The sequence below is a fragment of the Proteus mirabilis HI4320 genome (assembly GCF_000069965.1).
Lineage (GTDB): Bacteria > Pseudomonadota > Gammaproteobacteria > Enterobacterales > Enterobacteriaceae > Proteus > Proteus mirabilis.
Genome location: NC_010554.1, coordinates 2995281 through 3009644, shown reverse-complemented (window position 1 = coordinate 3009644; position 14364 = coordinate 2995281). Strand labels below are relative to the sequence as shown.

Genomic DNA, 14364 nt, shown 5'->3' with positions numbered 1-14364 from the left:
GGGATAAGCCAATTGCTTATCCCTTTTCTATTACTGATTATAGCGCGATTTGCTATTAAGCAACTACTTATCCATGTTGGATTCAGGGTTTTCCTCAATCGCTTGTGCTGAATTGTTATCTTCAGTAACGCCTACACTCTCAATGGTTAAACGAATTTCTGGTGACATTAATTTCGCAATAACTTGGTAAAGTGCAGAGGCATCTGCTTTGAGGATATCTTCATTATCTTTGAGATAACCTTCTTCACGCAGTGTAGAAACTAAAGTGGAGAAAACCGCTTTATCAAAGAACTCAGGTGCGTTAATACCATGCAATACAGAAAGTCGTTGCGCCAAAATGCGGCTTTCTCTTTCTAATAGTGCACGGCTAATTTCAGGAGCAAAATTGAGTAGAGAGAGCGTAATACCATAACGCTGTAGCGTTTCTCTAACACTTGCTGCTAAAAGCTGTAATGGGCGAATACGTGCTGGATTGATCCGTAATATGCCATCATCAGCACAGCAAATTAGACGTTGGCGACAAAGCTCACTAATCAGTGTATTAACCACATCAGGTAACTCCTCTTTTTCATAGCGAATAAACAACTCAGCTTTGATAAGAGGGAAAATTAATTCTACCTGTTTCATTAAGTCATCACGGTGTATACGCTCGTGATGCAAGACAATGCTCGCAATTAATGATGGTGTAACCATTAAGTGAATGGTGTTATTGCGATAATAAGTCATCAATACGGCACTTTCACGAGGCAATATAATAATATCACCAAGACTATCCTGCTCAACTTGGAATTTATCTGTTTGCAAGGCGTGTGCTAATAATGTTTCTGAGCTTTTATCGGGGACAACCATATCTGATGAGTAAGGCACATTACGCAGTAACTGTAGATAACAATCTATTTGCTCTAATAATTGTTCTTTAGTTAATGCTCGCTGACGGGACGCTAGCAACGCCGTAGAGACAAGGTTAATCGCATTAATCGAAGCGGCATTATTAATATTGACCATAATATTATCCGCTAACGCACTAACTGCAGGATTTAACCAGCTTGGACGTTGTGGCTCAATGGGATCAATATCATCGCGCCAGTCAGGCACTGCCTGATTAAGGTATTGTGATAGCGAAATAGGTTCACCAAAATTGACATAGCCTTGACCAAGGTTACGTAGTTTACGCAATCCTCTGATCATCTGCATAAAACCTTCTTTCTCTTTTGTCGCACCACGCAACTCTTTGGCATAAGTGGCAACTTCCATGACATGCTCATAGCCAATATAAATGGGAACGATGGAAATAGGGCGTGTCTCACCACGTAACATGGCTTGCACGGTCATTGACAGCGTCCCTGTTTTAGGATCTAACAGTCGACCTGTACGGGAGCGTCCACCTTCAACAAAATATTCAATAGAGTAGCCTCGAGAGAATAATTCACCTAAATATTCCCGGAAGATGGTTGAATAAAGTTTATTTCCTTTAAAGGTTCGACGAATAAAGAAAGCCCCTAAATGGCGGAAAATCGGTCCTGCTGGCCAGAAATTAAGGTTAATACCCGCAGCAATATGTGGGGGAACCAATCCTTGATGATAAAGTACATAGGAAAGCAATAAGTAGTCCATATGACTACGGTGACAAGGTACGTAGACAATTTCATGTCCATCTTGCGCAAGTTGGCGCACACGTTCTGCATTAAAAACGTTGATACCTTGATAGAGCTTATTCCATGTCCAGCTTAATACACGATCAGTCATTCGTACCGCTTCATAAGAGAAATTAGCGGCGATCTCTTCCATGATATCAGTGGCATTTTTACGTGCTTTATCAAGCGTAATTTTTTTCGCTTTTGCTTCATCTTCAATGGCTTTTTCAATGGCTTTGGATGCCAATAGTTTATTGAAGAGATCTTGGCGTGCAGGTAGTTTTGGGCCAACTGCTGCTAAACGCTGACGTGAAAAGTGAATACGTGCCACACGCGCAAGTTTTCGAGCAATGCTGGTATCGGTTCCATGTTCATTCGCCATTTGGCGCATGGATACGGTCGGCGAGAAACGGACAAAACTATCTCGACCTAGCCAGAGGATGGCAATAAATTTTTGGATCCCATTTAATAAGCGCAAATGGGGGACACCATTATGACCTTCTCGACCCGGTGAGCGACCGAACATCACTGAAGCAGGTAACATTTCAATATCAAGATGCGGATTGTTACGATGAGCATCAAGATAAGCATGGAATGTTTTCACTGAATCTTTACGCGGATCGGGAGAGTAGTAACGGAATACTCTAGGACCATCGTCAATAAAGACGTAGGCTGGCAGTTTGGTTCCGTTAATTTCTATGGGTTGCAGAGGATCTGGCAAGCCAAGAGATAAACATTGCTGACGTAATGTCAGTAAGTCTGCTTTAGAGTGATAAGGCAGAACATAAAGGAAAGATCGCGACGTATCTAAGCCTAACTCAGTGATAGGATCAGTCGGAACTCGTTTACTTTTTACCAACAATTTCAGTGGTAAATTCAATGTGTTATAATATAGTTTACGCCAAGCTGACATAAATAGTTGTAGCCTCTTATTAGCAATACTTCGAAAGCATAACAGAAAGTCTTTCGTAGATCTGTGGTGCTGTGACAATATTAATAGAGAAAAGTGGCAAAATAATCGTTTGTTTTCGATAGAGTTTATTATGGCTAATCAAAATAAAGGTCTTACCCGAATCATTAAAGCTGGTGGCTATTCATATCAGGGCTTACGCGCCGCTTGGATCAATGAAGCCGCTTTTAGACAAGAAGCTATTGTGACCTTAATAGCAATTATCCTTGCATTTTTTATCGATGTCAGTGTTCTAGAGCGCATTTTATTGATTGGTTCAGTCGTCCTTGTCGTTATTTTAGAACTGGTCAATAGTGCTATAGAAGCTGTCGTCGATCGCATTGGTACAGAACGTCATGAATTATCAGGACGAGCAAAGGATATGGGATCAGCTGCCGTTCTCGTCGCTATTATATTGGGATTATTTACTTGGGGAACCATTCTTTGGCATCATTTTTTTGCATAAAGTAAAAAAAATCGACAATTGTCGAAAAATAATGCAAAGATGCGTGTTTTATATGCATTTGTAGTTCCCAATCGGCATATACCTGTATATACTCACAGTCTGACTGTATAAACAAACAGGGGGCGGAATGAAAGCATTAACTGCAAGGCAGCAGCAGGTTTACGATTTGGTTCGTGATCACATTTCGCAAACGGGTATGCCACCAACACGGGCGGAAATCGCTTCCCAACTTGGTTTTCGCTCACCTAATGCGGCAGAAGAGCATTTAAAAGCACTTGCTCGCAAAGGCGTGATAGAAATTGTCTCTGGTGCATCTAGAGGTATCCGTTTGCTACTTGAAGAAGAGCCTGAAGGCTTACCATTAATTGGACGAGTTGCAGCCGGTGAACCACTTTTAGCGCAAGAGCATATCGAAAGCCATTATCAAGTTGATCCTATGCTTTTTAAACCGAGCGCAGATTTTTTACTGCGTGTTAATGGTATGTCGATGAAAGATATCGGTATTATGGATGGCGATCTACTTGCTGTGCATAAAACACAAGATGTCCATAATGGCCAAGTGATTGTCGCACGTATTGAAGATGAAGTAACTGTAAAACGATTTAAGAAAGTCGGTAGTAAGATAGAACTGCACGCAGAAAATCCAGAGTTTTCACCTATTATCGTTGATTTACGTGAGCAGAGCTTTACTGTGGAAGGATTAGCAGTAGGGGTTATCCGTAACGGCGAATGGCTGTAATTTGTATCTAATTCATTCAATACAAATTATTGTACCAGATGCGCCGAAACCTCGTCCTCCAGTTCATCAGGGCGGGGAGAACGTCAAAAAGATGCAGATGATGTGTAAAAACATAAAATCATCTGCATTTTCTGTTTTTAATTTATACAAAAAAACATATGTTCCGCTGACTTTTATCTTTTATCTGCTTAACGAGGCTTATAGTCACCGGTTTTTTTCTGCTTAAGATTATCATCCATACTATGATCATGGTGACAACCTTCCGGATGTGTACAGGCTTGGGCTTCATGGCACTGAGCGCACAGCCCATGAATTTCAATCACACTATGGCGTAAATGAAAGCCATTATCTTTAGCGAGTGTGGTGATCGCCCCTTCAATTTTATGGCTACTTTTTTCTGTGACTGATAAGCAACGATCACAAATTAACATCACCGATGTATGCTCAGCATCATCAAAATGATGACAAAGCACATAGCTATTGGTGGATTCTATTTTGTGAATAAAACCTTGTTCAAGTAGAAATTCCAATCCACGATATACGGTAGGTGGTTTAGCTTGAGGCTCTACTTGGCGTAATAAATCTAATAAATCATAAGCGCTGATTGCGGTAGGTTGTTGCATGATCAGACGCAATACTGCCAGACGTTGTGAAGTCAGGCGAACACCTCGTTTCTGGCAGATCTTTTCTGCCTGAGCGAGCAATTTCTCTTCATTCATAGGATAGGATGCTCTCAGACGTGATTAATTGCGATGATCTTACCATATTTTTTTTGAGCAAACCTTTGTGGAAAGTGGGATTTTGAGAAAATAACGCTATAAATTGTCATTATCAGTAAATCAAATCTAACCATGGTGAAAGGGGCTAATACTCATTCACAAGACTTACCTTAACGCCAATGATGAACGAGTAATAGTCAATGGGAAATAGACAATGGGAAATAGACAAGGTGTGACAATATGATTGGCAAATGCGGGATAAGCATGAAACAAAGAAAAGCCCGTTAATGGTATAACAGGCTTTAGCGTTTGATGTTATATGACTTAGAAGATAAGGTGAGTTCTTAAGTAACCGTCAGAACGGAATATCGTCATCAAAGTCCATTGGTGGTTCATTACTTGGCGCTGGTGCCGCTGCGGGTTGTTGTGCTGGGCGAGATGGTGCGCCACCACTAAACTGTTGTGATGCTTGTGGTTGCTGAGGTTGACCCCAACCGCCTTGGCCTTGTGAAGGTGCATTATCTTGACCACCACGGCCACCTAACATCTGCATTGTGCCACCGATATTCACCACAACTTCAGTGCTGTAGCGATCTTGACCACTTTGATCTTGCCATTTACGTGTTTGTAATTGACCTTCAATATAAACTTGTGAACCTTTACGCAGATACTCGCCAGCAATTTCTGCTAGTTTGCCGAAAATGACCACACGGTGCCATTCGGTTTTCTCTTTCATTTCACCGGTTTGTTTGTCGCGCCAGCTTTCTGAAGTTGCTAGTGTCAGATTTGCCACTGCACCACCACTTGGCATATAACGGATTTCTGGATCCTGCCCTAAATTACCGATAAGAATAACTTTGTTAACGCCTCTGCTCGCCATGTGAGGTACTCCTGCGAAAGTAAATTTTTTGAAATCATAAGCGATGAAGTTTATCACGTAAGCTAAAATTTGAATATGATGAGTAATGAATTTCTCCATTGAGAACAGGATCGACATTTTATTGTCTTAATATGGCAAATTTTCATTATCATTCAGTTTCAATATATATACTGTATATCCATTCAGCTAGTTTTGTGTCATAATTATCCGATTCTTTCTTTTTCGGCGACTCACTTAATCCGGGATATATTCATGGATAAAATCGAAGTACGGGGCGCTCGCACCCATAACCTAAAAAATATCAATTTGGTCATTCCTCGCGATAAACTTATTGTTATTACGGGACTTTCTGGCTCAGGTAAATCCTCTTTAGCCTTTGATACGCTTTATGCGGAAGGCCAACGGCGTTACGTTGAATCGCTTTCAGCTTATGCTCGTCAGTTCCTTTCCTTAATGGAAAAGCCTGATGTTGATCATATTGAAGGGTTATCGCCCGCTATTTCGATTGAGCAGAAATCGACATCACATAACCCGCGCTCAACGGTCGGCACCATTACCGAGATCCACGATTACCTACGTCTATTATTTGCACGTGTGGGTGAACCGCGCTGTCCTGATCATGATATCCCTTTAGCGGCTCAAACGGTAAGCCAAATGGTGGATAATGTTTTAGCGCAACCTGAAGGTAAACGCTTAATGTTATTGGCGCCAATCGTAAAAGAGCGCAAAGGTGAGCATGTAAAATTACTCAATAATCTTGCTGCACAAGGCTATATTCGTGCTCGTATCGATGGTGAAGTGTGTGATTTATCAGATCCCCCTACCTTGGAGTTACAGAAAAAGCACACCATTGAAGTGGTCATTGATCGCTTTAAAGTTCGTGACGATCTGGCTCAACGTTTAGCGGAATCTTTTGAAACCGCATTAGAGCTTTCTGGCGGTACTGCTGTTATCTCTGATATGGACGATAGCAGTGCTGAAGATATTGTTTTTTCTGCAAACTTTGCCTGTCCTATTTGTGGTTATAGCATGAGTGAACTAGAGCCACGGTTATTCTCTTTTAATAACCCCGCAGGTGCGTGTCCTACTTGTGATGGTTTAGGTGTTCAACAATTTTTCGATCCTGATTTGGTGATCCAGAATCGAGAAATTTCTCTGGCCGGTGGTGCGATTAAAGGGTGGGATCGGCGCAATTTTTACTATTTCCAAATGTTGCGCTCATTAGGCGAGCACTATCATTTTGATGTTGAAGCCCCCTTTGACTCATTACCCGACAAGATCCAGAAAGTGATTTTATCCGGTTCAGGTAAAGAAAATATTGAATTTAAATACACCAATGATCGAGGGGATGTTGTGGTCCGCCATCATCCTTTTGAAGGGGTATTAAATAATATGGAGCGCCGCTATCGTGAAACAGAATCGAGTGCGGTGCGTGAAGAGTTAGCTAAATATATTAGCAATCGTCCTTGTGCCTCTTGTGGAGGTACTCGCTTACGTCGCGAAGCTCGCCATGTGTATGTTGAAAATACCACGTTACCTGAAATTGCGGATTACAGTATTGGTCATGCGATGAGCTTTTTCCAAAATCTAAAACTCAGTGGTCAGCGAGCGAAGATTGCCGAAAAAGTATTAAAAGAGATTGGTGACAGATTAAAATTCTTGGTCAATGTGGGATTAAATTACCTCACTCTTTCTCGTTCAGCGGAGACATTATCAGGCGGCGAAGCGCAGCGTATTCGCCTAGCAAGCCAAATTGGTGCTGGATTAGTTGGGGTAATGTATGTACTTGATGAGCCTTCAATTGGTTTGCATCAACGCGATAACGATCGCCTACTGGAAACCTTGATCCACTTGCGTGATTTAGGTAACACGGTGATCGTCGTTGAGCATGATGAAGACGCTATCCGTGCCGCTGATCATATTATTGATATTGGGCCGGGTGCTGGCGTTCATGGTGGTGAGATAGTCGCTCAGGGTACACTGGAAGATATTGTTAATAATCCCAACTCATTAACCGGTAAATTCTTAAGTGGCGAACGCCGTATTGCTATCCCTGAAAAGCGTGTTCCTGTTGATCGCGAAAAAATGCTCACTATTTTAGGGGCGAAAGGTAATAACCTAAAAAACGTTAATTTAAAAATACCTGTTGGTTTATTTACTTGTATTACCGGTGTATCTGGCTCGGGTAAATCAACCTTAATTAATGATACGTTATTCCCCATTGCCCAACGTCAATTAAATGGCGCCACTAATAGCGTGCCAGCACCTTATTTAGACGTTGAGGGATTAGAGCATTTTGATAAAGTGATTGATATTAACCAAAGTCCTATCGGTCGTACGCCACGTTCCAACCCTGCGACTTATACCGGAGTATTTACCCCGATCCGTGAACTTTTTGCTGGTGTACCAGAATCACGAACTCGCGGTTATACGCCGGGGCGCTTTAGTTTTAATGTGAAGGGGGGGCGTTGCGAAGCTTGCCAAGGCGATGGTGTATTAAAAGTTGAAATGCACTTTTTACCTGATGTGTATGTGCCTTGTGATCAGTGTAAAGGGCAACGTTATAATCGTGAAACCCTTGAGATTAAATATAAAGGGAAAAATATTCACGAAGCGCTAGATATGACAATCGAAGAAGCAAGAGAGTTTTTTGATGCGGTGCCTGCATTAGCGCGTAAGCTACAAACATTGATTGATGTGGGACTCTCTTATATTCGTTTAGGACAATCTGCCACTACGTTATCGGGTGGTGAAGCACAACGGGTTAAATTAGCCAAAGAGTTGTCAAAACGGGGTACAGGCCAAACCCTCTATATTTTGGATGAACCGACCACGGGTTTACACTTTGCCGATATTGAGTTACTTCTTGATGTGCTCCATCAGTTGCGTGATCAGGGTAATACGATTGTGGTGATTGAGCATAATCTCGATGTGATCAAAACCGCTGACTGGATCGTTGATTTAGGGCCTGAAGGGGGCAGTGGGGGTGGTCAGATCTTGATATCCGGTACGCCAGAGCAAGTTGCTGACTTTGAAGGCTCCCACACGGCAAGGTTTTTGAAACCAATTTTAGAGCGCGGTTATTAATAGCACTCGGTTTACGCACTTCTTGTCTAAACGCTACAAATTTTGTTTGTAGCGTTTTTCTTTATAAAAAGGAATTTGATATTTTATTAGAGAAATTAATTCTATTAGATAAAACTATTCTTTTTTCGTCAGTCACGCTGATAGCCGCTTTTTATATAATTAACACTCTTTTTATAAAAAAAAGAATAAATAGTTAATTCTGCTGTTTTATTACATTATTTTAACTAAATACGAGATAACAAAGCTAAATAGAAAGGATTATCATAGTATATCGTGATGCATAGCACAGTTTATTCATGGATTTGTTTCATTTGTTATACTTGACTATTATTGTATAACAATAGTGATATTTTGTTATATTTCAAAGTGTTATGTAAATCAAAAGGTTGCCGTAGGGGGAAGGTTATTATTTACTGTTCCCTTTGAACAGATAATCCTACTTTTCTCCTTGTGAGAGAATTATTTCCCAAAACGTTTTCAGCTATCACGATTTATAACAACTTTTTTCTCCGCAATATTTCCTATCATTTACCCATAATAAAAATACCTGCAAAAAGTAAGGCTATTAGGTCATCGCAAAGTTAGATAGTTCTTTTTACCCCCAAAATTCGTTTTGCTATTAACAATTACAATATAAAAAGTGAGTACTAATATGGAAACGGCTTCCTCAAAAACAGAGACAACAAGCTATCCCGCAACTAGTGCTGGCGCTCGCCGAGCAGGTATGACAGAAGAACAATGGCGTGCAGCAATTAAATTTGACGGCAATGATGTGGGCTGGGTTATCATGAGTATCGGTATGGCTATCGGTGCAGGGATTGTTTTTTTACCTGTACAGGTTGGCTTAATGGGATTGTGGGTTTTCTTACTTTCCTCCGTGATTGGTTACCCCGCAATGTACCTTTTCCAACGCCTATTTATTAATACGTTGGCTGAATCTCCTGAGTGTAAAGACTACCCAAGCGTTATCACCGGTTATCTCGGTAAAAACTGGGGTATTTTATTAGGTGCACTCTATTTTGTGATGTTAGTGATTTGGATGTTTGTCTATTCCACAGCTATCACGAATGACAGTGCTTCTTATCTACAAACTTTTGGTGTGACTGACAGTTTATTATCAGAAAATCCATTCTATGGTCTGATTTTAATCTGTGCGTTAGTGGCTATTTCTTCTCGTGGTGAACAATTACTGTTTAAGCTATCAAGCTTTATGGTAATGACAAAACTACTGGTTGTTGCGGCATTAGGTCTTTCAATGATTGGTATGTGGCATCTGTATAATGTTGGCGCATTACCCCCTGCCGGACGTTTAATTAAAGAAGCCATTATCACACTACCTTTTACATTAACTTCTATTTTGTTTATCCAAACATTAAGCCCAATGGTTATCTCTTATCGTAGTCGTAACCAAAATCGTGAAGTAGCGCGTCATAAAGCATTACGTGCAATGAATATCGCTTTCGGTGTGTTGTTCTGTACGGTGTTTTTCTATGCAATCTCCTTCACATTAGCAATGGGACATGATGAAGCAGTAAAAGCTTATGAGCAAAATATCTCTGCATTAGCGATTGCGGCAAAATTCTTCCCTGGCGGTTGGGTAACCGTAGTGAGTGTAATGTTGAATATTTTCGCAGTAATGACCGCATTCTTTGGTGTCTATCTCGGTTTCCGTGAAGCCACACAAGGGATTGTGATGAATATTCTGCAGCGCATGATGCCCGTTGAAAAAATCAATGAAAAATGGGTACAAAACGGCATTATGATCTTTGCTGTGCTGTTAGCTTGGGGCGCCATTATTCTCAATGCACCAGTACTGAGCTTTACCTCAATTTGTAGTCCTATCTTTGGTATGGTCGGTTGTCTTATCCCTGCATACCTAGTGTACAAAGTACCGATGTTACATAAATACAAAGGCGCATCACTTTATCTGATTATCTTTACGGGTCTGCTACTTTGTGTTTCTCCGTTCTTGGCATTCTCATAGTCGTCAACTGCGGTTCGAGTTAGCTGTTATTAAAAACGATATTAATCCAAGGTGTTAGATTATGAGCCAGAACAATAATTCTCATTTATGGTCGCAGTTTATTCGTCAATTACGTGAAGGTGTTAAGCCAGCAGTAGGTTGCACTGAGCCGATTTCATTGGCATTAGCTGCGGCAAAAGCAACCGCGTTATTAGCTGAGCCTGTTGTTGGTATTGAAGCGTGGGTTTCGCCTAATTTAATGAAAAACGGAATGGGCGTAACAGTACCAGGAACGGGAATGGCGGGATTGCCCATCGCGGCTGCATTAGGGGCGACAGGGGGCAATCCGGATGCTGGCCTTGAAGTATTACTTACAGTATCACCACAAGCTATCGCTCAGGCTAAGACATTGGTTGCTGAAGGAAAAGTGACGGTTGGCGTGAAAACGCCATGTAGTGATGTACTCTACTCCGAAGCAAAAGTATATGGTCAGTCAGGTTATGCCATTGTCAGTATTGCTAAAGAGCATACCCATGTTGTGCGCTGTGAGTGTAATGGCAAAGTTGTTTTTGAGGATGATAAAACGAGTTTGACTCATGCCGGGGATAGCGTAGAAGAAAAGCCTTTTGCGACGGTTTGTGCTGAAGATATTTATCGCTTTGCACTCAATGTACCTATAGATCAAGTCGCCTTTATGCTTGATGCGGCTTATCTAAATGGTGCTTTATCAGAAGAAGGGCTAAAAAATAGTTATGGATTGGCGATAGGGCGGACGCTGGTTTCACAGCAAGAGAATGGCTTATTAGGTAAGGATTTACTGAGTGAAATCATGATAAGAACGTCTGCCGCTTCAGATGCACGTATGGGGGGCGCTGTATTACCTGCTATGAGTAACTCAGGCTCCGGTAATCAAGGCATTGCTGCAACATTGCCGGTAATGGTAGTTGCTGAATTTATTCAAGCAGATGACGAAACTTTATTACGGGCATTAGTTTTATCGCACTTAATGGCGATTTATGTTCATAGCCATTTCCCACCTCTGTCTGCATTGTGTGCGGCAACCACTGCATCAATGGGGGCGGCTGCGGGTATGGCATGGCTACTGACTAAAGACTTCACCACTGTAAGTATGTCAATCAACAGTATGATTGGTGATATTAGTGGCATTATCTGTGATGGCGCCTCAAATAGCTGTGCGATGAAAGTATCAAGTAGTGCGGCGAGTGCGTATAAAGCCGTTTTAATGGCGATGCAAAATCAAAGTGTAGCGGGCACTGACGGGATTGTCAGTGATGATGTTGATAGTTCAATTGCGAATCTCTGCGCATTAGCTAGTCGTGCAATGCAACATACAGATATTCAAATTATTGAGATCATGGAAGAAAAAGCACGCCGTAATGCCGGGGAAAAGCAGCAAGCTGTCAATGCATAAAAGGCAAAGACCTAAAAAGACAGTGAAAAATGTTGTAATGCAGTAAAGAAAATACCTGCTTATGAAAATAGGCAGGTATTTTTTTAAGCTAATATCAGCAACGAATGGTTGGTTATATTAATTAACTGACAGCTGCAAAGGCTTGTGCAATGCGCTGCACATTATTGTTATTGACACCCGCCATACAAACACGACCTGTACCAATCAGGTAAATACCAAACTCTTCACGTAATCTATCTACTTGCTCTGGTGAAAAGCCGGTATAACTGAACATACCGCGTTGTGTTAATAAATGATCAAAGTTTTTCTCAGGTAATGCTTCTTTTAAGGCATTAACTAAAGTTACACGCATCTCTTTGATGCGGTCACGCATATGAGCCACTTCTTTTTGCCATTGTGCGGTTAATACATGATCTGATAAAACTTGATTAACCAGTTGTGCGCCATAGTTAGCAGGACTTGAATAGATACGACGTGCGCCCGCTTTTAATTGCCCTAATACATGCTCACACTCTTTCGCGTTATCACATACAATCGATAAGCCACCCGCCCGTTCCCCATAAATCCCGAAGATTTTAGAGAATGAGTTACTGACTAATACAGGTAACCCCGCTTTTGCCATAGCGCGAACCGCATAAGCATCATCATCTAAACTTTCAGCAAATCCCTGATAAGCAATATCAAGGAAAGGGATTGCTTGACGCGCTTTGAGGATCTCAATGACCTGATCCCATTGTGCTTTGGTGAGATCGGATCCTGTTGGATTATGGCAACATGGGTGCATCAGTACGATGCTTTTTTCAGGAAGTTTTTTAAAGCAATCTATTAATGCATCGAATTTGACCCCTTTGGTTTCGGGATCAAAATAAGGATAATAATTTACTTTAAAACCGGAGCCCGCAAAAATAGACGCATGATTGTCCCAAGTGGGATCACTGATCCAAACTTCAGAGCTTGGAAAATAGCGATGTAGAAAATCTGCGCCGACTTTTAGCGCTCCGGAGCCACCTAATGTTTGTATGGTAGCAATCTTTTTGTCTGCAATAAGCGGGTTATCAGCACCAAAAAGGAGAGTCTGTACTTCGTGGCGATAAGGGGCGAGTCCTTCCATTGGCAAATACAGTGTTGCGGTAGGTGTCATCGCATTAAGCTGCTGACGTGCCACAGACACAGTGCCTAGAATGGGGGTTTTGCCTTCTTCATCATAATAAAGACCAATACTTAGGTTAATTTTATCTTGACGTGGATCTTTATTATAGACATCCATTAATGAGAGAATCGGATCTCCCGCAAACGCTTCAACCTGTTGAAACACGGCTTTTATTCTCCAATCACTTTTTGTGTGCCAGATAGATACAATATCTTGTGTGCTATTGTTCGTCTAGGTATTCCATAATGACGCGCGAAGTTAATTTGGTAATTAATTCGTACGCGCTAATACCACTATATTTGGCAATTTCTTCTACGGGTAGCACATCTCCCCATAAAATAGCTTCATCACCGACACGATCAATTAGCTCAGATCCCAAATCGACGCTGATCATATCCATAGAAACGCGTCCAACAATCGGCACTTTTCGACCGTTGATCCAAACAGGAGTACCAGAAGGTGCACTACGTGGGTAACCATCACCATAACCGATAGCAATAACACCCAGATAAGTATCTTTTTCACTTACCCATGTACCACCATAACCAACGGGTTCACCTGCTTTATGTTTACGAACCGCAATAAGGCTCGTTTTTAATGTCATTGCCGGGGTTAAACCAAAGTCTTTACCTGTTCTGTTATCACCCGTTGGTGAGATACCGTATGTGATGATCCCAGGGCGAACCCATTGATAATGGACTTGTGGCCAAAATAAAATTCCCGCAGAAGCAGCGATAGATTTATCACCCGCTTTATCTTGGATAAAGGCTTGAAATAGCTGAATTTGATTTTGTGTGACTTCAGGAATATCAGGCTCATCCGCGCGACTAAAGTGACTGACCAAATTGACGGGTTGTTGGACATTTTTACAAGCACAAAGTCGTTGATAAAAAGCCTCAGCTTCTTCAGGACGGACGCCTAAACGATGCATTCCAGTATCGAGCTTCATCCAGACTTTTACGGGTTCTTCTAAATCGGCATTTTCTAACGCTTCGAGTTGCTCTTCACTATGAACAACAGTCTCAATATGGTTAACCACCAAAATGGGTAAATCAACAGCATCAAAGAAGCCTTCAAGTAGTAGGATGGGTTTCACAATCCCCCCACTACGTAATGTTAAGGCTTCACCGATACGTGCTACGCCAAAACAATCAGCATCATCCATTAAAGTATATGCTGTTTCTAATAACCCATGACCATAAGCGTTTGCTTTCACGACAGCTATCAGGTGGCTATGTGGTGCATAGTCTCTTACATGCTGAAAATTGTGACGCAGAGCGCGGCGATCTATTACTGCGGTTGCCGCTTTCATGTTATTTCTCTATTTCCTTTTATTCCGTCAAGG

At 41.5% G+C, this 14364-nt stretch carries 10 protein-coding genes; 5 read left to right on the top strand and 5 right to left on the bottom strand.

Annotated features, from left to right (window positions below; translation table 11 throughout):
• Positions 1-63 precede the first annotated feature (63 nt).
• The gene (gene plsB / locus PMI_RS13560; protein WP_012368492.1) at positions 64-2547 is read right to left on the bottom strand and encodes a glycerol-3-phosphate 1-O-acyltransferase PlsB; all 2484 of its coding nucleotides are present in this window, start codon (positions 2545-2547) and stop codon (positions 64-66) included.
• Positions 2548-2677: 130 nt separating this feature from the next.
• On the opposite strand from plsB, the gene PMI_RS13555 reads away from it, so the two are divergent.
• Together PMI_RS13555 and lexA are read left to right on the top strand one after the other, a co-directional pair.
• Positions 2678-3049, top strand: coding sequence for a diacylglycerol kinase (locus tag PMI_RS13555; protein ID WP_004245908.1), 372 nt, complete (start codon positions 2678-2680; stop codon positions 3047-3049).
• A 127-nt stretch (positions 3050-3176) separates the two neighbouring features.
• The gene (lexA, locus tag PMI_RS13550) at positions 3177-3788 is read left to right on the top strand and encodes a transcriptional repressor LexA (RefSeq protein ID WP_004245906.1); all 612 of its coding nucleotides are present in this window, start codon (positions 3177-3179) and stop codon (positions 3786-3788) included.
• Positions 3789-3976: 188 nt separating this feature from the next.
• Here the strand turns inward: lexA and zur are convergent, their stop codons facing one another.
• Both zur and ssb1 read right to left on the bottom strand, forming a co-directional pair.
• Positions 3977-4507 carry a zinc uptake transcriptional repressor Zur gene (gene zur, locus PMI_RS13545; protein WP_004245904.1) on the bottom strand — a complete coding sequence of 177 codons (531 nt, stop codon included), beginning with the start codon at positions 4505-4507 and terminating at the stop codon, positions 3977-3979.
• A 355-nt stretch (positions 4508-4862) separates the two neighbouring features.
• Positions 4863-5387, bottom strand: a complete 525-nt coding sequence (gene ssb1, locus PMI_RS13540) for a single-stranded DNA-binding protein SSB1 (protein ID WP_004249162.1) — start codon at positions 5385-5387, stop codon at positions 4863-4865.
• Positions 5388-5639: 252 nt separating this feature from the next.
• Between ssb1 and uvrA the strand changes: the two genes are divergently transcribed.
• The 3 genes from uvrA to PMI_RS13525 all read left to right on the top strand — a co-directional run bounded on the left by uvrA (position 5640) and on the right by PMI_RS13525 (position 11869).
• Positions 5640-8474 (top strand): excinuclease ABC subunit UvrA, encoded by a 2835-nt coding sequence (gene uvrA, locus PMI_RS13535; RefSeq protein ID WP_004249165.1) that lies wholly within the window; start codon positions 5640-5642, stop codon positions 8472-8474.
• 652 nt (positions 8475-9126) lie between these two features.
• Positions 9127-10458 (top strand): SLC5/6 family protein, encoded by a 1332-nt coding sequence (locus PMI_RS13530; protein WP_004249166.1) that lies wholly within the window; start codon positions 9127-9129, stop codon positions 10456-10458.
• A gap of 61 nt (positions 10459-10519) precedes the next feature.
• Positions 10520-11869, top strand: a complete 1350-nt coding sequence (locus PMI_RS13525) for an L-cysteine desulfidase family protein (protein ID WP_012368491.1) — start codon at positions 10520-10522, stop codon at positions 11867-11869.
• Positions 11870-11990: 121 nt separating this feature from the next.
• On the opposite strand, the gene PMI_RS13520 is transcribed toward PMI_RS13525, so the two are convergent.
• A complete protein-coding gene (locus PMI_RS13520; RefSeq protein ID WP_012368490.1) occupies positions 11991-13184 on the bottom strand; it encodes an amino acid aminotransferase in 1194 nt (397 codons plus the stop codon).
• A 55-nt stretch (positions 13185-13239) separates the two neighbouring features.
• Positions 13240-14331: an alanine racemase gene (alr, locus tag PMI_RS13515; protein WP_004245898.1), complete on the bottom strand. Its 1092-nt coding sequence runs from the start codon at positions 14329-14331 to the stop codon at positions 13240-13242.
• Positions 14332-14364: the final 33 nt, after the last annotated feature.